The organism is Shewanella sp. SM74, from assembly GCF_025653725.1.
Lineage (GTDB): Bacteria > Pseudomonadota > Gammaproteobacteria > Enterobacterales > Shewanellaceae > Shewanella > Shewanella oncorhynchi.
Genome location: NZ_JAKKRZ010000032.1, coordinates 24,012 through 45,344, shown reverse-complemented (window position 1 = coordinate 45,344; position 21,333 = coordinate 24,012). Strand labels below are relative to the sequence as shown.

The following is a 21,333-nucleotide window of genomic DNA, read 5'->3' as shown; positions in this document are numbered from 1 at the left end:
TCGGGTTGTCATGCCAATGGCATTGCCCGGTAGCTACGTTCGGAATCGATAACCGCTGAAAGCATCTAAGCGGGAAGCGAGCCCTAAGATGAGTCATCCCTAGGAATTTAATTCCTCTAAAGAGCCGTTCGAGACTAGGACGTTGATAGGCATGGTGTGTAAGCGTTGTGAGGCGTTGAGCTAACATGTACTAATGACTCGAGAGGCTTAACCATACAACCCAGATGGGTTTTGCTAAGCGAACTTAGATAGAATATCGACACTTGATAAAGTTAAAGACTCAACAGAAAATCAGCTTTCCGAATTATTATTAACGTGAGCCAGCGATGGACACGGTAATAAACAGAATTTGCTTGGTGACAATAGCCTTGTGGAACCACCTGATCCCATCCCGAACTCAGAAGTGAAACGCAAACGCGCCGATGGTAGTGTGGGGTCTCCCCATGTGAGAGTAGGTCATCGCCAAGCGCCTAATTTAAATAATCTTAATTGATTAGTATAGAATTGCTGATATGGCTCAGTCGGTAGAGCGCATCCTTGGTAAGGATGAGGTCCCCAGTTCGATTCTGGGTATCAGCACCATTACAATCTAGTGTTTAATCCTAGAATAAAGAATTTGCTTGGTGACAATAGCATTGTGGAACCACCTGATCCCATCCCGAACTCAGAAGTGAAACGCAAACGCGCCGATGGTAGTGTGGGGTCTCCCCATGTGAGAGTAGGTCATCGCCAAGCGCCTAATTATCTCATTGAGATGTAACCAAGCCAGCTGAATAAGCTGGCTTTTTTGCGTCTGTAATCTGAACATTCTTTGCACTAATAGCAATGCTGCCGACTGTAAGTATTGCTATTAGCTTTGTTGGCGAGTTTTTTCTTCCCCTCAATACACAAGCTTTGCTTCCAGATTTTTCACTATTAATCGATAAAAAAAAGCAGCCAGAAGGCTGCTTTGAGGTGTTACTTTCGCATTAGGTTGCTTAAGCTTCTTTAAGCCACTGGGCAGCACGTTTAGCGAAGTAAGTTAAAATACCGTCTGCGCCTGCGCGTTTAAAGCAGAGTAGGGATTCCATGACGATGGCTTTTTCTGCTAACCATCCATTTTGGATTGCAGCCATATGCATGGCGTATTCACCACTGACTTGATAGGCGAATGTTGGTACTGCAAGTTCAGTTTTAACGCGATGCACTATATCTAAATACGGCATACCTGGCTTAACCATCACCATATCGGCTCCTTCTTGGATATCGAGTGCGACTTCATGCAAAGCTTCGTCACTGTTCGCTGGATCCATTTGATAGCTATGCTTATTTCCACCTTTGAGGTTACCCGCTGACCCTACGGCATCACGGAATGGACCGTAGTAGTTTGAAGAGTATTTTGCCGAGTAAGCCATTATTTGGGTGTTGACGTGCCCTGCCGCTTCTAATGCTTGGCGAATCGCGCCAATACGGCCATCCATCATGTCCGATGGTGCAATGATGTCTGCTCCAGCATCGGCGTGTGACAGTGCTTGCTTCACTAAAATCTCGGTGGTGATATCGTTAAGGATATAACCTGTTTCGTCTATGATGCCGTCTTGACCGTGAGTGGTGAAAGGATCTAGTGCCACGTCAGTCATGATTCCGAGCTGTGGAAAGGCTTTTTTGAGCTCGCGCACCGCACGTTGCACTAGGGCATCAGCGTTATAGGCTTCTTCTGCCATTAACGTTTTTTTCTCTGCAGGTGTCACAGGGAAAAGTGCAATCAATGGGATACCTAACTCAACCAGTTCTTCAGCTTCTTTCAGTAGCAAGTCTATCGAGTAGCGCTCAACACCGGGCATAGAGGCTATTTTTTCACTGCGATTAGTGCCTTCTAGAACAAACATTGGGTAAATCAAGTCATTGACCGTTAGATGATTTTCGGCCATGAGGCGACGGCTAAAATCATGTTTACGCATGCGGCGCATTCTACGCTGAGGGAAGGCACTGGTAATGATATTCACATTTGACTCCTAATTAGGTACTGGTCTTGCTTGATCCGACAAATACAAGCTGACTTGATTACGTCCACCGTTTTTGGCTTGGTAGAGGGCTTTATCTGCTTGTTCTAGTAATTTAGTACTGTGTTGATCGTGGGTCACTATATCGGCACTGACTCCGATACTGATAGTCAAAGGTATCGCTTCACCTTCCCATTCAAAATGAATAGAGGCAACAGCGTCTCTTATTGTTTCAGCAACTTGGAGAGCACCTTCTGCAGTTGTATTAGGAAGGATGATAGCAAATTCCTCCCCCCCAAAACGTGACACTAGATCCGTTGGCCGTTTTAAATGCTGCTGTAATGTTTGAGCTATTGTACGTAATGCTTGATCGCCTGCAAGATGACCGAATCTGTCGTTGATCAGCTTGAAGCGATCTATATCAAGCATTAACAGTGCTATGGGAGTTTCTTGCCTGCGACTGATCCGGCTTTCAGCGATTAAACGTTTATCAAAGGCACTGCGGTTTTTGACCCCTGTTAAACTGTCGATAGTGCTTTGTTCAGTGAGTTTTTGGTTTACTTCATGCAATTCTCTGAGCGTGATTTCAAGCTCTAAGGTACGTTCTTGTACCATTTGTTCGAGTTTCTCATTGCTCTCGGCTTCCGCTTTTAGGGCTTCTTCCCGCGCACTACGAATTTTCTGTGCTTGTTTCAAGGCTTCTTGCTGGATACGTAGTTTAGCTTTGCGCTCATCGTTATAGCGGATGGCGAGCACCAGAGACATGAAGATAATTTCAAAAGTCAGCCCAAGCATCACAGGCGTTTGCGGTTTTAAATTGAGGTCAATCACGCTGAGATAAAGCAAGCTACTGATGCAGGCGCCTGTCAGCATACTCACCCAGCCAATAGTGTACATACGTGCCAGTTTATGGCCATTGATAGCCTGAGTAATGGCAAAGACCATCAGGACTAGGCTGAGTACTGCAACGGAAATGATCTCGATATAGAGCGCCGTTCCATATTGGATAAATGGTGTGGCGAGTCCAACACAGAGGATATACACAGCACTATAGCGACAAGTGAGTAACATACGGCGGTTTAAATATTTGAGCTGTAATATTTTTTCAGTAAACATTAACGCAAATGCCATAACGATTGGCAGTAAAAACGGCACCATAACTTGCTGCAATAGCGGCCAGTCTGGCCAGAGGAATCGGAAGGCAAAACCGTTAATCGTGGCAACGAGTAAGGTCATGCTAAGGACATAGCCAGAGTAATAGCTGTAGCTGAATGAGCCCGATGCTATGGCGATAAAAAGGCTAAAAATGCCAATTGCGGCAAGTACACCAAGTTGGAATCCATGCTCAACGGCGGTAGATTCGGCAATTTGAGCTAAGTCATTAGAAGACCATAGGTTTAATGGTACTGCAGCACTACCTTCAGTTTGAATATGCAGATAGAAAGTATGGGAGTCATCTGTGTTGATCTTGAAAGGATATAGGAAAATATTGCTCAAGAATGGTCGATCCTCATAGGGGAATATATCACCCATCAGCACAGTATTCATGAGTTTATTATTGACTAAATGGTAGATAGTTACCTTGTCTAACAAAGGGTTATCTAGCGCTAAAATGCGCGAAAGTGTTTCGTCAGGGCTGGTTAAGCTGAAACTGAGCCAAAAATCATGGCCGCTGAGTTTTTGAATGTCTTTATTGGTAAAGTTATGCCAATCAGTTTTTGGCAAAGCTTGTATTTCGGCCAGTTCTTTTGCTGGTGTAGGGTGGCTGACCATTAACCAAGGCGTAAGGTTTAAAGGTGTCGTGGTTGACTCGTCAATGCTCAATAGGGTTGCCAAGGCCTGTGTTGGGTATATCCATAGCCACAGCAAGAGTATGAGTGGCATGTTTTTGTTAAGCATGGATTCGATCCAAATTAAAAAACGCTAAGCTATTTTGGTAGCAACGTTTTGCAAACTCATCCGCATCTTCTCCGCGTAGGTTTGCAATATAATTTGCGATATAAGGAAGGTATTCGGGCTTGTTTTTGCTCGATTTAGGCTTGGGCCGCATACTACGGGGGAGTAGGTAAGGGCTATCTGTCTCGATTAAAATGCGATTCTGCGGAATAAAGGGAACGAGTTGCGCTAGTTCTTGGCCGCGTCTTTCATCGCAGACCCAACCTGTTATGCCTAAGTGTAAATCTAGGTCAATATAGGCTTCCATCTGTGTGTGAGTGCCAGTGAAACAATGCAAAAGCGCGCCACTAAGCTGTGGGCGATATTCCCGCAGGATAGCAATAAAGTCTTCGTGGGCATCGCGTTCGTGCATTAGCACCGGCATTTGCAGTTCAACGGCTAAGGCCAGTTGGGCAATAAAAGCTTGGCGCTGGATAGGTCTCGGGGAGAAATCACGATTGTAGTCTAAACCACATTCGCCAACGGCAACCACTTGCGGTGCGTGACAGAGTTCAGCTTGTCGAGCGTTTGAGCCATCATGCCAACCACTGGCATGGTGGGGATGCACACCAGCAGTGCAGTAAAGTTGGTTAGGATATTGCTCGCATACAGCAATGGCTGCCGCACTTTCAGTTAAATCGCTGCCAATAACAATTAACGGCGAAACCCCTTGGTCCGCCGCCGCTTGTATTATCGATACAGTATCTTGTTCGAGTGCGCTGCCAAGTAAATTGACAGCGATATCTATGTATGAGGGCATTATTTTAGACGTTTTACCCGAACCTTGGCATTGCGATCATCGGTTCCCATTAAAAAAGAACCTAAAGCGGCTTTTTCAATATAGACAGTTTCACCTTGCTTAACATTGTACTTACGGCCATCAGTTTGTTTCCATACCTGACCGTTAGTGAAAGTCACTTTAATGTCTCCGTAGGCATCTTCAGCTATAGATTGAATCTCTAAATAAATCTTATCGACAGTATTTTCTTGAACACGCTTGGCTTCCATCCCAAAGTCATCGGCAATTTTTGCCGCTGGTGCTTGGGGGGCGGTTGCCACTATCGCTGCTGCAGTCGTAGGGACTGCAACTGTTGCTACTGTAGCCGGTATCGCTTGAGTGCTAATGGTGTTAGGTGTCATGCCTTTTAGGCTTTCTGCTAGCTTGTCATAGCAAATCAAGCGGTCGAGTTTATCGGCGGTTGCTGCACATTGGGTTAACTGTTGTTCAATGCTGGCATTTGCTTGGACAGATACAAGCATGATCGCTGCCGTGATAAGGGTTAAGCGCATGAGAATGTTCCTTATTATATTATTCCCCTAACGCCTTCGAGGACGTTAGTCGTTTGTTTGTTCAGTCTCTTCGTCTGACTCGTCATCTGGTTTGCTGTAGAAACGAGCCGCTAATAAACCGCCTTCGAACAATAACAGCATTGGTACAGCAAGCATAGTCTGGGAAATCACATCTGGTGGGGTTAATAGCATGCCGACGACAAAGGCGCCCACTATGATATAAGGACGTTTTTGCTTGAGATCTTCAGGTGTAGTGACACCTGACCAGCAGAGTAAAACAACGGCAATGGGGATTTCAAAGGATAGACCAAAGGCAAAGAACAGCTTCAGAATAAAGTTAAGGTAACTGGTAATATCTGTCGCAACTTGAACTCCCTCTGGCGCATTGTTAGCAAAAAAACCAAAAACAACAGGGAATACAAGATAATAAGCAAATGCAATGCCGAGATAAAACAATAAGGTACTGCTGAATAGCAGTGGCATCACTAAGCGTTTTTCATGTTTATATAAACCCGGTGCCACGAAGGACCAAATTTGAAATAACACGTAGGGCACTGCCACAAAAAATGATAAAACGAGGGTTAGTTTGAAAGGTGCAAAAAATGGTGCAGCGACATCCGTCGCAATCATGCTGCCACCAAGAGGTAAAGACTGCATTAAAGGTATTGCCATGTAGTGGTAGATATCATTTGCCCAGTACACACTACAAATGAACACTAATAACACACTGGCAATGGATTTTAGCAGCTTGGACCTAAGTTCAAGCAAATGGCTGATAAGTGGCTGCTGTTGCGACATGAATTATCCGTTGGCTTTCGGGTTAGAACTGGTATCCACGCCCTGAGATGCCTCACTTGAAGCAGCGGGAGAGGCCGATGTTGGACTCGCCTCTGCAGTGGCTGTTGGATTAGTTTGGCTAGCTTGAACTGGATTCACTTGAGCAGGTGTGTGAATTTGATTCTCAGGCGCAGGGGTGTCTTTTGATGGATCCTGAACCTGATAAGGGCGGTTCACTGACTGTGCCGCTTGCTTTAGTTGCTCAATAGACTCTTTGAGTTCAGGTGAGAGGTTAGATAAACCTTTGCTCTCTGCTTTTTTAAGATCGGCATGCAACTGCTCGATCTTCAGCTCCTGCTCAAGTTCTTCTTTTACCGAGTTCGCCATGCGTTTCATCGCACGGATCCAACTCGTTACCGAACGCACCGCAACCGGTAGACGTTCGGGGCCAAGAACCACTAGCCCCAAAACACCGATCAGCAGCAGCTCCATAAAGCCGATACCGTCAAACATAAAGAGTTACGCCTGTTCTTTGTTAGACTCAGGTTTCTTTTCAGTCGCCTGTTGAGTTGTTTGCGCTGTTTTAGCCGCTTCGGTGTCTTCTAATGCCTTCTTGTCTTCTTCTGAAGACATGGCGTTTTTGAAGCCTTTAACCGCACCACCTAAATCACCACCCAAAGAGCGTAATTTCTTAGTTCCAAACAACAAGACAACGATTAACGCAACGATAAGCAGTTGCCAAATACTAATACCACCCATGAAGGTATCCTCTTAATTGATATCGGTTCTATTATGAACCTCTGATTAATTAGTGCTAGCTAAAATTTGCGATTCTTTGGCCTAGATCGCCATCCTACAAACCACAATATCATGCCTGAAATTAGACAAACATAAGGGGTCCATAGTGTAGCGTCTCTATTAATCAATAACGTGCCACAGATCAATAAAACGGCAGAAGTGATAAGCAAGTAGTTACTCTTGTGTGCCTGCTGCTGATATTTCAAATACTTATCTAGCATTTGTTGCTGAGAACTCAGCAATTTCCTGCCTAACTTAAGATTATCGTAAATTAGTTCAGGGAATTCAGGTAGTTTATCAGCCCAATATGGCAGTTTTGTGGATACCTTTTTAAACATAGCTTTAGGACCGACTTGGTCGGCCATCCACTGCTCTAAAAAGGGTTTGGCGGTTTGCCATAAATCCAACTGCGGATACAGCTGACGGCCTAAGCCTTCGATGTAGAGTAAGGTTTTTTCCAACAATACCAATTGCGGTTGCACCACGATATCGAAGTGGCGCGCAGTGCGGAATAATTCCAGTAACACATGACCAAAGGAGATCTCGTCGAGCGGCTTGTTGAACATAGGTTCACACACCACTTTGATGGCCTGTTCGAAAGCTTGTAGATCGGTTTTTTCCGATACCCAGCCAGACTCAATATAGAGCTGGGCGATTCTGTGATAATCGCGATTAAAGAAGGCGAGGAAATTCTCGGCGAGATAGCGCTTATCGACTTCGCTGAGTGTGCCCATGATGCCGCAGTCGAGCCCAATGTAGTATGGGTTCTCAGGATGATCGCGGGAAATAAAGATATTGCCCGGATGCATGTCGGCATGGAAAAAGTTATCGCGGAATACTTGGGTAAAAAATAGTTCAACACCGCGCTCGGCCAATAACTTAAAGTTGGTACCTTGCGCTTTAAGTGCGGCAATATCCGAGACAGAAATACCGTAAATACGTTCCATCACCATCAGGCGTGGATAGCAAAACTCTTCATACACATAAGGCACATAGAGCGCATCTGAGTTGAGGAAGTTGTTGCGTAGTTTGACTGCGTTTAAGGCTTCGAGCTTAAGGTTTAACTCGCCTAAAATGGTCACGCGGTAATCTTCGATCACTTCAGCAGGGCGCAGTCGGTTACCTTCACCGAGGAGGTATTCAATCAGTTTGGCAGTTTGCGACATCAACTGCAGATCGGCCTGGATTTTAGCTTCTACATTAGGGCGCAGCACCTTAAGTACGACGTCTTTACCGTTAGATTTGAGGGTCGCGGTATGCACCTGAGAAATAGAGGCTGAGGCCAGTGGTATTTCATTAAAGTCATCAAATAGGGATTCAATCGGCGCTTTTAGCTCAGCTTCAATCGCTTGGCGGGCAAGTGCACCATCAAAGGGCGGCACTTTGTCCTGTAGCATGGCCAATTCACTGGCCCATTCATCGCTGAGTAAATCGCGGCGGGTTGAGAGCATTTGTCCAAGCTTGATATAAACGGGGCCGAGTTCCTGCATCGCCAATTTTAAGCGTTCGCCACCGGGCTTATTTTTATGCTTATTGCGGATCCAGAATAGGCTGTTACGGGCGAGTTTAAAGTACCAAGGTGTCATCTTTGGCGGCAATACGTCATCTAACCCGTACTGAAGTAAGGTCTTGATGACGTGGTAACCGCGGCGGATACTGGCAAAGGTCATGGCTTAATTTGGTCTCTTAATTGGGCAATCCGTTGTTCAATCGCGCGAGTGTCGGCAACTAAATCATCCATTTGATCGCGAAAGTGCACTAACTCAATTGGGTGCGGTGCGAGGCGATACTCTTCAACTGCGAGTTGTCCTAAGTGGGAGCGGGTTTTACGCAATACTTCGAGTGCAAAGTCTTTTACCTGATGGCTAGAACAGATGAGTTTGTGAGTGGGACCATCACCTAAATAACGGGATATTGGCTCGGCAAAGTCAAACTCGATGCTGCGTAGATATTGGCTAAAGCTTTGTAATAAATTGAGATCGCCTTCAAGCTTGAGTTTATCTTGCTTGATTAGTTCAGTCAGGTTTGCGCCTTCGGACACGCGGTAAAGCGTCGTCGCATCGGCATGTAGACTGACATCAACATCGCCTTCATAGCGGCTCAGTACTTGGATCTCTTTGGCAAACACTAAATAGAATGGCCAGCTGAGCTGTGATAATTGGATACGAAACACTTTGCCATGCAACTGGCGCTGGCGTAAATAATCGTCGCCCGCTTGGGCCTGAAGTTTTTTCAGACCCGTTTCAATTGTGGCGCAGGCAAGCAGCACAACTTCTTGCGGCATCATTAGAATTTATAACCACGGTGCAATGCGACAATGCCGTCGGTCATGTTGGTGTAGTCGACTTGTTCAAAGCCTGCATCAACCATCATTTGTTTTAATGTGTCTTGATCTGGGTGCATGCGGATCGATTCAGCCAGATACTCGTAGCTGTCGGCATCTTTAGTGATGAGCTCACCCATCTTAGGTAAGACTTTGAAGCTATATAAATCATACACTTTACGCATGATTTCATGCTGAGGCTTAGAGAACTCTAGCACTAATAACTTGCCACCGGGCTTAAGCACGCGGTTCATCGAACGCAGCGCCGCATCTTTATCGGTCACGTTACGCAGACCAAAGGCGATGGTAATGATGTCGAAGTGGTTATCGGGAAACGGCAGTGCTTCGGCGTTGGCTTGCACATAACTGACATTGTTGACTATGCCCTTGTCGCGCAACTTAGTGCGCCCGACTTTTAACATGGAATCGTTAATGTCAGCTAAAACCACTTCACCTTTATCGCCCACTAAGTGAGAGAATTTTGCAGTTAAGTCGCCTGTGCCGCCGGCCAAATCGAGCACTTTCATGCCAGGGCGGGCGCCAGAGACTTCAATGGTGTAACGTTTCCAAAAACGGTGAATGCCGAAGGACATCACATCGTTCATTATGTCGTACTTAGCGGCAACAGAATGAAACACGCCGGCAACGAGTTCAGCCTTTTTATCGGCCTCTACGGTTTTGTAACCAAAGTGGGTACTTTTAGATTCGCCCTCAGACATCAATGTGTTCCTATTGTTTTGCAATGTATTAGTTGCGAGTGTAAGCCATCGCCTGCATTTGCTGAATCTTTGATCTATCACTCTGTGATCGAGCTAGTAAACTAACTGCAATGCCTTAGCTTGAGGCACCCCTGAACAGTCGTAGGATTAAGTGCTTAGCGACCACGTAAAATGGACTGGCATTAGACCACAATATCAGGATTTGGTGAATAGCTTAGCGCCCAGTTGGGTGTAACTGGTGATATTCATTGTGCCAAAAATTGCATACGAGCCTGCACATAAGCGTAGATAAGCTCGCTTAGGCTTTGGCCAACATCCCTAAATCCGGCTTCAATCCCAGCTTCGTGGCAACTTGGTGCAGCCTCGGCTAAATGCAAATATGCGCATGGGCAGTGGCGGGCGATATAGCTGACATAATGCGCCGCATCGAGCAATGGCACACCTGCAGCGGTTGAAGCGCTACTGGGCATTTTAGCGATAGCATCGACGTCAAGTTCTAATCCTACGGGTAAACCTGTGTCATTAAGTTTGGCGGCGATTTCAAGTAAAGCTTGGCTAAGGCTGATTTCACGGCGAACCCAAATTTGTTGCAAGCTATGCCAAGTTCCCCCAAATTCGCTGAGTTGGCTTAGGTTTGCTTCGCTGTTTTTTAACTCGTGTAAACCCAGTACATGGTAGCAACCTAAGGCGCCGCGATCGGCTGCGTAACTAAAGCCATTGCCGCTGTGACGGCCTTCAAGCAAACGAAAATCCGAGTGAGGATCGAGATTCACCGCGGCGACTTGGCGTTGGTAGTGGCCGTAGGTTGCCATCAACAAACCATAGGCATTGTTGTGGCCGCCGCCGATGAGTATGGGTTCTAAACCCGCTTTTAAAATCGCACTGACGATGCGGATCACGCGCTCATCGAGTTGCTCCACCGCATCACGTAATTCATCTAGGGTAACGTTAGTGTTATCTGTAGTATTGCTCGTAGTTTGTTGCTGCAGATCGGCGGTGTTCACTTGGCCTAACACTAGGCATTCGGCGCCAGAAAGAAAATGATTCGATTGTAAATTGAGCCATTGGCGCATACTGGTTGTGAACGCATCGGTTGCACCGCCGCGGCCTAAATTGGCACGTGGGCCTATATCTTCCCCAACGCCGATAATGGCAAAGCTTGCACCGTGGGCTTTTGCAGTGGCGAGTATGGTCTCTAACGTGTGTTCGTGATTGGCCAGATGGACGCATTGGCCTAGCTTAGTTTCGCCCGTTCTTGTGCTGACGAGTGAGGCGATATCGGTATGGGTAAAAGGAATAAATTCAGGCATAGATTGATATTCTTATTCGGCCAGAGTCGAGCTATTGTGGCCAGAGTAGGGCGAGGATTCAATGGGGAAACGCTGAAAATAGTGAATAAAAAAGCCAGCTTAGCTGGCTTTCTTGACTGAACAGTGAGATTACTCAATGTCGAGTGGTTCAGGTGATAAAATTACGCCTGTGTTATCAGCATAAATGTGATCGCCGGGTAAGAAAGTCACACCGCCAAAATTGACTGGAATTTCCACTTCGCCCACTGAATTGCCATCAGCACCCACTGGAATTGAGGCAAGGGCTTGAATACCAATGTCTAACTCTTCCAATGCATCCACATCGCGCACAGAACCGTAAACGATAATGCCTTCCCAGTTGTTGCTAACCGCAAGTTCAGCGATAGCACCATCGATCAGCGCACGGCGTAATGAGCCACCGCCATCAATGAGTAAGACTTTACCTTGGCCATCCTCTTGTAGGACTTCGGTAATTAGGCCGTTGTCTTCAAAGCACTTGATGGTGCTAATAGAACCGCCAAAAGAGCTACAACCACCGTAGTTACTGAACATGGGCTCGACTACATCTACGACATCTAAGTACATGTCACATAGTTCTGAGGTGTTGTATTCCATATTTACACTCCTATTGATCCGCGTTGCGTACAGTTTAGCGAGTTTACGCCAGTATAAAAGGGATTATTGAAAAGAAAAGTGTTATCAATCACGGTATTGTTGCCACTTGGCTGTTAACACATCTGTAGTAAATTTTCGTCACACTATAGAATTTATTCGGTAAAACTTGATATTGGTCATTAAATAACGGTTTTTTATTACAACTCTGTTGCGCGTTTTGGTATTATATCCCAAGTTTAAATTAACTTACTTAACTTAATTTGCTTTAGGGGCATGGACCCCCCGTTACGCTTATGGACGGTAGAGGGCCTTCGAGAGGTGCCTATGGAAGCTGTAAATACGATTGAAATTATTGGTTATTTTGCCTCTATAATGGTGGCGATCTCTCTAATGATGAAGAATATCATTTGGTTGCGATGGTTGAATTTTGTAGGATGCACTCTGTTTGTGGTTTATGGGGTGTTTATTTCTGCTTGGCCTGTGGCCGGCATGAATGCGTTTGTTGCTTGTATTAATATTTACCATTTGACAAAAATTTACCGTGCTAAGGCAAATACTCCCGCCGCAGCCTAAGTTTTATTGGATTGTGTTGCTCTTGAGATTAACGTTTAGAGCAACACAATATCCTGTCTCAGTCCTATCGCTATTTCTAAATAAATCCCTTAGCCCCAGCATAACGTCTCTAGAATCCTTCTAGATCAAAACCTCAGCCATGCTTCTTGTCATAAAACCTTCGAGCAGATGTCACTTAGCCGTCACAGGTCTTTCTTAGTCTCAAGCTATCTAATAGTGCTTTAGCTAATGTGATTTAGGTTTAACTATTAGCAAACAGTAAATTAGCCGTGAGCAGTCAATAACGAATTCAATCGTGAATAGAGCCTTGGTGAGTCGGTTGGTTTCAGACTAAGCACTCTAAGCGTCGTCGAGAGAATGCACAGATTAACATCACAGTAAAACTCGCTGGTATGCCAGCAAGGAGCCTGTTTTATGTTGAGTTACGTTGCAGACTTAGATAAGCGAATGTTTTGCCATATCGTGAGCTTCACCCAGCACCATGGTTTATATGCCCATGCAAAGCGGGTGTCAGCGAGTGGCGATGGGCATGTGTATTTATATTTGTCCGTGGGTTTGATGCTAACGCACGCTCAAGGACAGGCTCTATTTAATTTGATGTTAGCGAGTTTTTTGGTTGAGTTACCTCTGTATTTACTATTGAAAAATAGTATTCGTCGGACACGGCCATGCCATGCATTAGTGGGATTTGAGAGTGGTTTTGAACCATCGGATCGTTTCAGCTTACCGTCTGGTCATACAGCTGCGGCCTTTGTGATGGCAACGAGCGTGGCACAAATTTATCCTGCGGCGGCTCCTGTGGCGTATTTATGGGCTTTTAGCATAGGGGGCTCACGTATTGCACTTGGCGTGCATTATCCCTTAGATATTCTGGCGGGAGCCTCATTGGGAATTGGGTCGGTATTGCTGGTTCCTCCAGTGATTTAATTCAAATATGCGCCTGTTAATCATTTCATTAGTGGGAATTCTCCTTCACTCATCAGTTTAAGGATACGTAATGCGAATACTCTACGGAGTTCAAGGCACAGGGAATGGCCACTTAAGTCGTGCACGCGTCATGGCTAAAGCATTGATGAAACAAGATATTGAAGTGGACTTTCTATTTTCGGGGCGTAAGCCTGATCAGTTTTTCGATATGGAGTGCTTTGGCGATTATCGCGTTCAAGCGGGAATGACGTTTGCGACGCACTCCGGGCGCGTGAATGTGCCACAAACTGTCCGGCAAAATTTGTCCTTGTCGTTATTTAAAGATATTAAAGCATTAGATCTTAGTTGTTACGATTTAGTGCTCAACGACTTTGAACCTGTGTCGGCTTGGGCTGCGCGGCGCCAAGGCGTGCCATCCATTGGTATTAGCCATCAGGCGGCGTTAACTCATCCGGTGCCAAAACTCGGTAGCACTTGGTTTAATGAGATGCTGCTCAATTATTTTGCACCAGTGGATGTGGCGCTGGGGTGTCATTGGCATCATTTTGGCTTCCCTATTTTGCCGCCTTTTGTCGAAGTGGATGCCAGCCCATTCGAACACACGCATCAGATTTTAGTTTATTTGCCTTTTGAAGATGCGGATATGATTGCTCATTTTCTGTCTCATTTTAGTGATTATCAGTTTTTGGTATATCACAGCCAACAACCTAAAGGCCAAGTTGCTGAGCACATTAAATGGCATGGTTTTAATCGTGAGGGGTTTAAGCAACATCTTGCCAGCTGCGGCGGTGTGATAGGCAATGCGGGTTTTGAGCTTGCCAGCGAAGCATTAACCTTAGGTAAAAAACTCTTAGTCAAACCACTGATTGGCCAGTTTGAGCAGTTATCGAATGTGGCGGCGTTACAACTTTTAGCGGCTGCAGATAGCATGATGAGTCTCGATGTGAACATAGTTAAGCGCTGGCTTAAAACGGCATCACCTAATCCAATTGCATATCCAAAGGTGGGGGATACGCTGGTTAAATGGATTAACGGCGGCGACTGGCACAATAGTCAGCCGCTGTGCCAAGAGTTATGGAGCCAAGTCACGCTTCCCGATACTTGGCGTTAAACAGCATTGCTGTTCAGATGAAAAGCAACTTAGGCACTAGCTGGGTTAATGGCGTTAGCGTATAATTTCGTCAATTTTGCTGTTAGTCCCTTTCAGCACGTCTATTTTGGCCTAGCCTGGCCGTTAATTATGTTGTTATAAATGAGCCTGAAAAAGTTTACTCAGTACAAGTTACTGTTTTTAATGTTGTTATTACTTTGTGTCTTACTTCCTTTTATTCCAGATCAGGCTTACCACATACCCGGCCTTGATATCGCTAAGCAAAATTTTCATGTGATTGAGTTTAATGATAAAGGTCAGCCCCACGACGAAAGGCAATGGCAAGGTTTAGAGACGCGAATTTTACACCCAGAGCCTGCACAGATCCCTGAATTATTGATTTTTGTCCATGGCTGGCATCATAGCGCTGAGCCTAAGGATGAAAACTTTATTGCCTTTGAGCAGTTTTATCAGCAAATGGCCGCGTCCGATACCCAGCGTAACTTGTTGGGTTTGTATATTGGCTGGCGGGGCGATAAATATGATCCTTTTTGGATCGATGGCTCAGATGATGCAAAAAGTTGGATTGAACCCTTAGATTTTCCCACTATTTTACAGCGTAAACGGGTTGCTAAACGTATCGGGCAGTTAGGTCTATCACAACTGCTGGATAAGCTTGATAGCTTAGTAACACAGCATAAACTGCTGCGTTACACTGTGATTGGCCATAGTCTTGGCGGTGCTGTTGTTTTGCATGCGAGTAAAGATCGCATCAAAGCCGCCATTGATAATCAGCAGGATAATCCTAATTTATTCTTACTGTTAAATCCCGCCGTGCCTGCTAAAGAGTATCAGCCATTAGATACGTTGGTGAGCTTAGATAGACAAAAACCGAGTATGGTGGTGTTGCAGTCGAAGGGGGATTTTGCAGTGAAAGAAGCCTTCAATTACATCAAGGACGGCGAGCGCGCTGTCGGGAACTCTTGGGCGATTACCCACGATATTGACAAATGCTCTGGTGGCAATTGCACCACGCCAATGAAGATGCCCTCGGCCTTGATGGCGCACGATCAAATCCCTGGCTGTATGATGACGCTGCCTCAATCAGGCTGGAAAATTCGTGCTCGCCTGCAGGCTCGTCGTACCGTGCAAACCTGCCCCGATGCCAATATGCAAGCCGTATGGGTACTGGCCGTGTCGGACGAAATCGTCTCTGGGCACAATGGCATTCTCACTCCAGAGCATGGTAAAGCCTTGTCTGAGGTGATGCGTATGATTGATTTATATCGAAATCAATTACCTAAACATGCGGTGGAAAGCCCTGCGAACCAAGATCTCGGCACCTTAGCGCCAGAGTCAGAAGCGGCAACATCTACCGAAGGTGAAACGCCTGTGCCACAAGAGCCAGTGATTATTGTCGAGCCTTTACCTGAAGAGCAAAGCTCATCGACACCTAAGGTTAATGCACCATTGCAGGAGCCAAACGTATCACAGGAACAAGATAAGCCTGCTGCGACTGAGGCGCCACCCGCGCCAATTAAAGCGCCGGAATCAAAGCCTGAGGCTAAGCCAAATGACGGTGCAGAACCTCAACCTAAGGTTGAAACTGAAGGCATAAAGTGATCTGTAGCTGTACGGAGTAAGTGATAGGCGATACATCTAGTGTTGTATCTCATTGAAAATAGATAATAAGCTGGTGAATAAACTTTATGAGTCAATATGAGAGCTGAGTTAAGAGCAAAAATCATCACTGTTTGTCATAAAAAAATTGAGACTCAAGGTGATAATGTCGGCCTCTCATTTTACGCTTTCTTTGCGAACAAAAATGATGATCCAGAGTTGCTTATGGAAGCGGCGACTTGGTGGATTCAAACTCATCGCTTAGACCATTTTGTTAAGGCTCATAAGGTGATAGAGATAATCCAAAAGGAATCGGAAGAATAGATCCTAAATCGCTTACTGCGGATTTTTGGTTTGCCACCTGCGCCAAGTAAAAGTGATTAGCGCAGCGAGTATTAGGCTGACCATAGCCCATGTGGGGTATTTATGCTGGTGGTAAAACGCCAGCATGGGAGCGATTTCATCGCGGATTAACACTGGGCCTAATCCAAAGAGTGCCACCCAAATGCTGGTGGCGAGAGCATTACCAATCACAAATTGTTTTAATGGCATTTTAGCGAGACCGCAGCCGATAAACATAAACTGTTTTAATCCCTCAACAAAACGACTCAACACTAAAGCGGCGATGCCATATTGACCAATAACGCCATGGATTTTGTCTTCCAATTGCGGTTTTATCCAGCCCTTCTTAAGCAACACATCACCAAAGCGCCAGCCGATGAAATATCCCAAACTGTTACCGCAGAGTGCAGCGCAAGCTGCAACGATTAATACCAATGGCAGTGACATTTGCCCTGTAGCGGCTAATAAACTGGCGACAATTAATAAGGATTGTCCTGGCGCCGGAATGCCAAAACCCTCGACAGCAATCGCGACAAATAGCAGAACATAACCATATTGCTGCAGCCAAGGCGTGAGTTCTGTGATGATATGTTGTAGCGTTTCTGGCATAGATGAAAGTGCTTAAATCAATGGGACGATTGGGCCATCATACTCGCCAATTTCTCTGGTTGGATAGATTTATGAGCAAAGTTTCATGCCCGTTTTAGTTAGTGGCGGTGAATAGGCGTAACGCAGGGGGGCAGTTTTTACCTGAAATATAAAAAAGGCCGAACTCAGTTCGGCCTTAATACCTGTACTACAGTAGTGACGATAAAGCGACTAGGCGAATGCTGCTTGTAGCTGTGGTACTACTTGTTTCTTACGGCTTAATACGCCGTCTAACCACACTTTGCCATCGACGGTATCTTTACCGTAGGCACGTTGGGTCAGCTCCGCATCGTCAGACACAATCAACAACTCTGAACCTTCTTTCATGATGTCAGTCAGCAGCAATAAAACGCTGTGGCGGTTACCTTCCACTTTGAGCGCTTTGATATCGGCTTCTAGCTCGGCCTTGATATCGTCAAATACTGACAGGTCGATCACTTCTAACTGGCCGATACCGACCAAGTTACCGTTCATGTTGAAGTCTTTAAAGTCGCGCATAACGAGGTCACGTGCTGGCGTGCCTTGGACGGCGGATTTCACTTTGAACATTTCCATGCCCAGTTCTTTGAAATCTTCAACGCCGGCGATCTCAGCTAACGCTTCAACGCAGCGAATGTCTGCAGTGGTACACGTCGGTGATTTGAAAATCACGGTATCGCTCAAAATGGCGCACATCATGATGCCAGCGATATTTTTAGGGATAGCGACTTGGTAAAAGTCGAACATCATCTTGATCACTGTGTTGCTGCAACCCACTGGGCGGATCCAGCATTCTAACGGGGTATCTGTGGTGAGATCGCCTAACTTGTGGTGATCGACAATCCCGACGATGGTCGCTTGGGCGATATCATCCGGTGCTTGAGTTAGTTCTGAATGGTCAACGATATACACTTGCTCGCCAGCATAGCTGGTTTTGTATTCCGGTGCTTCGAAGCCGAAACGTTTCAGAATAAAAGCGGTTTCGGGTGACAATTCACCTAAACGTGCGGCAATGGCTTCTTCACCGATTTGGTTTTTTAAATAGGCTAACGCGATAGCACCGCAGATTGAATCTGAATCGGGGATCTTGTGACCGACAACGTAAATGGGCATTTCAGGGACTCTCCTTTAAATTTGTGACAATTTTAGCAATATTTGGCTTTAATCGGAAATAGCCAAAGCGCATATCACTGCGCTCTTCAGTTGCTATTTCTCTAAAAATCGAACGCTCAGGTTCGGCAAAGATGGCTTAAGGTTTAGATCTTCACTTTTATCACGACTTTACGCACCGCCGTGGCGATATCGCCTGTGCCGGGCATATGCATGTCACCGGGGAAAAATAATGCAAACATGCCTGCTTTGAGTTTGATATAAGAGGCATTGGCTTGGTTTGCCTCGTAATCAAACTCGGCGTAATCGTGTTTTTCAAAATAGGGTTTCGAGGGTGTTTGCTCCGCTAGTGGCAAGTAACCAAACTCTTCTTCACCGCTGAAAACATATTGCACATCGATATATTTTTGATGAACTTCAAAGGGTTCTGTCGACTTATGCTTGGTTTGATAGTCATTCACTATCACAAAAATATTGTCGCCATCGAGGGGATAATTGCCTACGGGTAGCTGACTAAAGTCGGTCGTCGCTAGATGTTCTAATGCAGTCGCAAGCCGAGGGCTTAAGGATTGATAAATATGGCGGTTTTTTAAGGTATCGACGATCATCGGCTACTCGACATGGTGGAAGTGAAATGAGCGAATGGTAAAGATTATAATCCGATCACCACAGTTAGGACATAAGCTTTGTCGATTGGAAGCAGGTCTAAACATTTCGGCATAAAAAAACAGGCCATTGAATGACCTGTTTCTACATCAAGTATTATTAAACTTAGCTAAAACGGGTTTAGTAAGTGTATTTGGCTTCTAAAAAGTAGTAACCACCATTAAAGCCAAAGGGGGTATTGGTTAATGGGTATACAAAGATACCATTGAAGTTATTGTTATCAGGTCGTTTTTCTGGATACACATCAAACAAATTTTGCACCCCAGCTGTAAAGCTTAGCGCATTGGTGGCGGCGTATCTTACCGACAGATCCATCACCCACTGATCGCTATAGTTCACATCACCCGTTGAATAACCTTCACTGTAGTCACCAAAGTAGTTTAAGCGGATATTGGTTTTAAAATCCCCGAGTTCATGGGTCAGCCCAATACTGCCCGTGTTATGCGGTGTGGCAGACGTCATGCGGGTTCTTTCTATACTATCAAAGAGTTTCTTGTCTAATCCGCCTAAAATAGAGGGTAGATTGATGTCTTGGATCTCTGTTTTATTATAGGCATAGGCTAAGTTCGCCCGTAAATCGCCCCAAGTGCCAATATCAAAGTCTTGGCTAACAACAAGATCGACCCCGCGAGTTCGGCTATCGACGGCATTGACGAAGAAGCGTGCTGAATCAGCATTGGTTCCTGCTAGTGCGGTCGTAACCGCGGGGCTATCAGTCGCTCTTAGGGAGCCAGATAAGATGATGCGATCATCAATCTCTATTTGGTAAGTGTCGAGTGTTACCGCGAGGCCAGTATCATTGGTATAAACAAGACCGAGACTAAATGATTGCGATATTTCAGGTTCTAGTTCGTTAATTCCAAGCGCCTTTGTCACTGGTGATAAGGTGTTGAAGGTGCCTGATTCAATAGGAACCAGTTGCCCCGTCACTGGATCGGGATTAAACAACGTCGAGATATTGCTGAAGTACAGTTGTTGTACGCTCGGCGCTCTAAAGCCTGTATTGATAGTGCCACGCAGGGCTAAGTTGTCGGTAAAATCGTAACGACCCGCGAGTTTCCAGCTCGTGTTGCCGCCAAAGTCAGAGTAGTTTTCGTAGCGTAGCGCTGCCGCCCAGTAAAACTCGTTGGTTAATTGGTTTTCAAGTTCGGCATAAATGCCTGTGTTATCGCGCGTTTCATCAACCTCAGACTCAGGGGTAAAACCGGTGAAGCCTTGGCTACCCGCCGCTTTGCCATTATAGCCACCATTGATATACGAATCTTCTTCTCCGGCTTCAATTTCATAGCCGTTTTGGCGCCATGAAACACCGGTCGCAAACAGAATTTCAGAATCGTTTATAAAGGCAAAATAACGGGAAATATCCAAATTGATATTGGCTTCACGGGTCGATAACGTTCCTGCGTCGAACTCGGTAGGAGTTTCAGGGCCTAAGGAAGCATTTAAGGTATTGACGATATTATAGTTAAATGAATTCTTGCCATATCCCACTGAGGCATCAATATCCCAGTCACTCAAGTTGAATTCATAGCCTAGGGTAAGAGACGAATCGATAATTTTGGGGTTAATTTGTGGTAAAAAACCGTCGGGATACACTTCGGGTAAGTTACGGGCATCGAGAGCTAAACGGTAAAAAGCACCCGATTTAGTTTCACGTTGGCTAATACCACCAAAGGCATACAGTTTTCCGTCGGTAGATATAGGCTGAGCCGCATTGATAAACAAACCGACATTATCATATTCGGCATCACCAACGTGGTGGCTCTTACGGTTAAATGTCGCTTCGCGCGGATCTGCTGAGCCATCAGCTAACTTAGGGTATTGCTGCCGTGGATCTAACCCTGCGCGGTTTGTGCTGTCTTTGTGATGCGCTTCGAGGGCGACATTCACAAAGCCATCATGGTTTAAACTGATCCCATGGTTAACGCCTATGCGCCATTGCTCACCGTCACCTTGGTAGGTTTGTCCGGCTTGCGCCGAGACGCTACCGCCTTGATCGCTGTCCTTGAGTACCACGTTAATCACGCCAGCAATCGCATCTGAACCGTATTGTGCCGAGGCTCCATCTCGGAGAATTTCAATGCGTTTTATCGCTGTCATTGGAATAGCATTTAAATCGACGTTAGAGGAGCCTTTTCCCATGGTACCGCTTAAATGTACTAGAGCAGAACCATGGCGACGCTTGCCATTTACGAGTACTAAGGTGTGGTCTGGCGACAGGCCGCGTAAGCTCGCGGGGCGCACCGCATCTGAACCGTCAGTCACCGAGGAGAATGGGAAGCTATAGCTTGGCGCAGCAAATTGCAGCGCTTTAGCGGTTTCCGTCATACCTGTTGATTCGAGTTGTTCGGCAGTAATGATATCGACCGGCGCAACACTGTCAGTTGCCGTGCGTAGTGCTATGCGTGAGCCTATGATCTCGATTTTTTCGAAGCCGGTTTGTTGCTCTTCGGCTTGGACTGCTGGAATAACCAGTGTGGATGACACTGCCAATGCGATAACGGCTAGACGCATAAAAACCTCTCAATGATGTTTGTAACCCAATACTCGAACTTAGGTGTGCAGATAAAATAACAATCTGATGCCGAGAAGGTTATCATTGTAACAATTGTTACATTTAGACGTAAAT

Annotated in this window: 21 protein-coding genes, 1 tRNA gene and 3 rRNA genes; 9 read left to right on the top strand and 16 right to left on the bottom strand. The window is 45.7% G+C overall.

Features of this window, described 5'->3' with window-relative positions:
* From L5M49_RS21620 to rrf (L5M49_RS21605), 4 genes are all read left to right on the top strand, one after another.
* A 23S ribosomal RNA gene (locus L5M49_RS21620) occupies positions 1–215 on the top strand; the annotation flags it as partial.
* A 137-nt stretch (positions 216–352) separates the two neighbouring features.
* Positions 353–468 (top strand): 5S ribosomal RNA (gene rrf, locus L5M49_RS21615).
* Positions 469–506: 38 nt separating this feature from the next.
* Positions 507–582, top strand: a tRNA-Thr gene (locus L5M49_RS21610).
* A 37-nt stretch (positions 583–619) separates the two neighbouring features.
* Positions 620–735, top strand: a 5S ribosomal RNA gene (gene rrf / locus L5M49_RS21605).
* A 242-nt stretch (positions 736–977) separates the two neighbouring features.
* On the opposite strand, the gene hemB is transcribed toward rrf (L5M49_RS21605), so the two are convergent.
* The 12 genes from hemB to rraA all read right to left on the bottom strand — a co-directional run bounded on the left by hemB (position 978) and on the right by rraA (position 11,749).
* A complete protein-coding gene (gene hemB / locus L5M49_RS21600; RefSeq protein ID WP_263186321.1) occupies positions 978–1,985 on the bottom strand; it encodes a porphobilinogen synthase in 1,008 nt (335 codons plus the stop codon).
* A gap of 9 nt (positions 1,986–1,994) precedes the next feature.
* Positions 1,995–3,881: a diguanylate cyclase gene (locus L5M49_RS21595; protein ID WP_173496410.1), complete on the bottom strand. Its 1,887-nt coding sequence runs from the start codon at positions 3,879–3,881 to the stop codon at positions 1,995–1,997.
* Entirely contained in the window at positions 3,874–4,677 is an 804-nt protein-coding gene (locus L5M49_RS21590) for a TatD family hydrolase (RefSeq protein ID WP_173496411.1), read from the bottom strand. The genes L5M49_RS21595 and L5M49_RS21590 overlap by 8 nt, the downstream gene beginning before the upstream one ends.
* A complete protein-coding gene (locus L5M49_RS21585) occupies positions 4,677–5,207 on the bottom strand; it encodes a hypothetical protein (protein WP_173496412.1) in 531 nt (176 codons plus the stop codon). Before L5M49_RS21585 ends, L5M49_RS21590 begins: the two co-directional genes overlap by 1 nt.
* A 45-nt stretch (positions 5,208–5,252) precedes the next feature.
* A complete protein-coding gene (gene tatC / locus L5M49_RS21580) occupies positions 5,253–6,005 on the bottom strand; it encodes a twin-arginine translocase subunit TatC (RefSeq protein WP_168825778.1) in 753 nt (250 codons plus the stop codon).
* A 3-nt stretch (positions 6,006–6,008) separates the two neighbouring features.
* On the bottom strand, positions 6,009–6,497 hold the full coding sequence (gene tatB, locus L5M49_RS21575; protein WP_173496413.1) for a Sec-independent protein translocase protein TatB: 489 nt from the start codon (positions 6,495–6,497) through the stop codon (positions 6,009–6,011).
* A gap of 6 nt (positions 6,498–6,503) precedes the next feature.
* Complete coding sequence (tatA, locus tag L5M49_RS21570) at positions 6,504–6,743, bottom strand: Sec-independent protein translocase subunit TatA (RefSeq protein WP_006083329.1); 240 nt, start codon at positions 6,741–6,743, stop codon at positions 6,504–6,506.
* Positions 6,744–6,802: 59 nt separating this feature from the next.
* Complete coding sequence (gene ubiB / locus L5M49_RS21565) at positions 6,803–8,452, bottom strand: ubiquinone biosynthesis regulatory protein kinase UbiB (protein WP_105251211.1); 1,650 nt, start codon at positions 8,450–8,452, stop codon at positions 6,803–6,805.
* Positions 8,449–9,069 carry an SCP2 domain-containing protein gene (locus tag L5M49_RS21560; protein WP_263266828.1) on the bottom strand — a complete coding sequence of 207 codons (621 nt, stop codon included), beginning with the start codon at positions 9,067–9,069 and terminating at the stop codon, positions 8,449–8,451. The genes ubiB and L5M49_RS21560 overlap by 4 nt, the downstream gene beginning before the upstream one ends.
* Positions 9,069–9,824 carry a bifunctional demethylmenaquinone methyltransferase/2-methoxy-6-polyprenyl-1,4-benzoquinol methylase UbiE gene (gene ubiE, locus L5M49_RS21555; RefSeq protein WP_006083326.1) on the bottom strand — a complete coding sequence of 252 codons (756 nt, stop codon included), beginning with the start codon at positions 9,822–9,824 and terminating at the stop codon, positions 9,069–9,071. Before ubiE ends, L5M49_RS21560 begins: the two co-directional genes overlap by 1 nt.
* Before the next feature lie 245 nt (positions 9,825–10,069).
* A complete protein-coding gene (locus L5M49_RS21550) occupies positions 10,070–11,134 on the bottom strand; it encodes a formimidoylglutamase (RefSeq protein WP_263223332.1) in 1,065 nt (354 codons plus the stop codon).
* Between the two features lie 129 nt (positions 11,135–11,263).
* Positions 11,264–11,749 (bottom strand): ribonuclease E activity regulator RraA, encoded by a 486-nt coding sequence (gene rraA, locus L5M49_RS21545; protein WP_105251214.1) that lies wholly within the window; start codon positions 11,747–11,749, stop codon positions 11,264–11,266.
* A gap of 324 nt (positions 11,750–12,073) precedes the next feature.
* On the opposite strand from rraA, the gene L5M49_RS21540 reads away from it, so the two are divergent.
* The 5 genes from L5M49_RS21540 to L5M49_RS21520 all read left to right on the top strand — a co-directional run bounded on the left by L5M49_RS21540 (position 12,074) and on the right by L5M49_RS21520 (position 16,283).
* Complete coding sequence (locus L5M49_RS21540; protein ID WP_113940145.1) at positions 12,074–12,322, top strand: YgjV family protein; 249 nt, start codon at positions 12,074–12,076, stop codon at positions 12,320–12,322.
* 414 nt (positions 12,323–12,736) lie between these two features.
* Entirely contained in the window at positions 12,737–13,249 is a 513-nt protein-coding gene (locus L5M49_RS21535; RefSeq protein WP_263183843.1) for a phosphatase PAP2 family protein, read from the top strand.
* A gap of 70 nt (positions 13,250–13,319) precedes the next feature.
* Positions 13,320–14,360 carry an MJ1255/VC2487 family glycosyltransferase gene (locus L5M49_RS21530; protein ID WP_105251217.1) on the top strand — a complete coding sequence of 347 codons (1,041 nt, stop codon included), beginning with the start codon at positions 13,320–13,322 and terminating at the stop codon, positions 14,358–14,360.
* A 141-nt stretch (positions 14,361–14,501) separates the two neighbouring features.
* Entirely contained in the window at positions 14,502–15,962 is a 1,461-nt protein-coding gene (locus L5M49_RS21525; protein WP_263266827.1) for a thioesterase, read from the top strand.
* 96 nt (positions 15,963–16,058) lie between these two features.
* The gene (locus L5M49_RS21520; RefSeq protein WP_219250709.1) at positions 16,059–16,283 is read left to right on the top strand and encodes a DUF6500 family protein; all 225 of its coding nucleotides are present in this window, start codon (positions 16,059–16,061) and stop codon (positions 16,281–16,283) included.
* Between the two features lie 12 nt (positions 16,284–16,295).
* Here the strand turns inward: L5M49_RS21520 and L5M49_RS21515 are convergent, their stop codons facing one another.
* The 4 genes from L5M49_RS21515 to L5M49_RS21500 all read right to left on the bottom strand — a co-directional run bounded on the left by L5M49_RS21515 (position 16,296) and on the right by L5M49_RS21500 (position 21,218).
* On the bottom strand, positions 16,296–16,910 hold the full coding sequence (locus L5M49_RS21515; RefSeq protein WP_263266826.1) for a DedA family protein: 615 nt from the start codon (positions 16,908–16,910) through the stop codon (positions 16,296–16,298).
* A gap of 210 nt (positions 16,911–17,120) precedes the next feature.
* A complete protein-coding gene (locus L5M49_RS21510) occupies positions 17,121–18,041 on the bottom strand; it encodes a manganese-dependent inorganic pyrophosphatase (RefSeq protein WP_263266825.1) in 921 nt (306 codons plus the stop codon).
* Between the two features lie 143 nt (positions 18,042–18,184).
* A complete protein-coding gene (locus tag L5M49_RS21505) occupies positions 18,185–18,646 on the bottom strand; it encodes a YhcH/YjgK/YiaL family protein (RefSeq protein ID WP_105251222.1) in 462 nt (153 codons plus the stop codon).
* A 178-nt stretch (positions 18,647–18,824) separates the two neighbouring features.
* Complete coding sequence (locus tag L5M49_RS21500; RefSeq protein ID WP_263266824.1) at positions 18,825–21,218, bottom strand: TonB-dependent receptor plug domain-containing protein; 2,394 nt, start codon at positions 21,216–21,218, stop codon at positions 18,825–18,827.
* Positions 21,219–21,333: the final 115 nt, after the last annotated feature.

Excerpts from the sequence above, each read along its gene's own strand:
- L5M49_RS21585 (WP_173496412.1), bottom strand. The coding sequence starts at position 5,207 with ATGCGCTTAACCCTTATCACGGCAGCGATCATGCTTGTATCTGTCCAA.
- L5M49_RS21515 (WP_263266826.1), bottom strand. The coding sequence starts at position 16,910 with ATGCCAGAAACGCTACAACATATCATCACAGAACTCACGCCTTGGCTG.
- L5M49_RS21530 (WP_105251217.1), top strand. The coding sequence starts at position 13,320 with ATGCGAATACTCTACGGAGTTCAAGGCACAGGGAATGGCCACTTAAGT.
- L5M49_RS21505 (WP_105251222.1), bottom strand. The coding sequence starts at position 18,646 with ATGATCGTCGATACCTTAAAAAACCGCCATATTTATCAATCCTTAAGC.
- ubiB (WP_105251211.1), bottom strand. The coding sequence starts at position 8,452 with ATGACCTTTGCCAGTATCCGCCGCGGTTACCACGTCATCAAGACCTTA.
- ubiE (WP_006083326.1), bottom strand. The coding sequence starts at position 9,824 with ATGTCTGAGGGCGAATCTAAAAGTACCCACTTTGGTTACAAAACCGTA.
- tatB (WP_173496413.1), bottom strand. The coding sequence starts at position 6,497 with ATGTTTGACGGTATCGGCTTTATGGAGCTGCTGCTGATCGGTGTTTTG.
- L5M49_RS21510 (WP_263266825.1), bottom strand. The coding sequence starts at position 18,041 with ATGCCCATTTACGTTGTCGGTCACAAGATCCCCGATTCAGATTCAATC.
- L5M49_RS21595 (WP_173496410.1), bottom strand. The coding sequence starts at position 3,881 with ATGCTTAACAAAAACATGCCACTCATACTCTTGCTGTGGCTATGGATA.
- L5M49_RS21525 (WP_263266827.1), top strand. The coding sequence starts at position 14,502 with ATGAGCCTGAAAAAGTTTACTCAGTACAAGTTACTGTTTTTAATGTTG.
- rraA (WP_105251214.1), bottom strand. The coding sequence starts at position 11,749 with ATGGAATACAACACCTCAGAACTATGTGACATGTACTTAGATGTCGTA.
- tatA (WP_006083329.1), bottom strand. The coding sequence starts at position 6,743 with ATGGGTGGTATTAGTATTTGGCAACTGCTTATCGTTGCGTTAATCGTT.
- L5M49_RS21590 (WP_173496411.1), bottom strand. The coding sequence starts at position 4,677 with ATGCCCTCATACATAGATATCGCTGTCAATTTACTTGGCAGCGCACTC.
- L5M49_RS21520 (WP_219250709.1), top strand. The coding sequence starts at position 16,059 with ATGAGAGCTGAGTTAAGAGCAAAAATCATCACTGTTTGTCATAAAAAA.
- L5M49_RS21535 (WP_263183843.1), top strand. The coding sequence starts at position 12,737 with ATGTTGAGTTACGTTGCAGACTTAGATAAGCGAATGTTTTGCCATATC.
- L5M49_RS21560 (WP_263266828.1), bottom strand. The coding sequence starts at position 9,069 with ATGATGCCGCAAGAAGTTGTGCTGCTTGCCTGCGCCACAATTGAAACG.
- L5M49_RS21550 (WP_263223332.1), bottom strand. The coding sequence starts at position 11,134 with ATGCCTGAATTTATTCCTTTTACCCATACCGATATCGCCTCACTCGTC.
- L5M49_RS21500 (WP_263266824.1), bottom strand. The coding sequence starts at position 21,218 with ATGCGTCTAGCCGTTATCGCATTGGCAGTGTCATCCACACTGGTTATT.
- tatC (WP_168825778.1), bottom strand. The coding sequence starts at position 6,005 with ATGTCGCAACAGCAGCCACTTATCAGCCATTTGCTTGAACTTAGGTCC.
- L5M49_RS21540 (WP_113940145.1), top strand. The coding sequence starts at position 12,074 with ATGGAAGCTGTAAATACGATTGAAATTATTGGTTATTTTGCCTCTATA.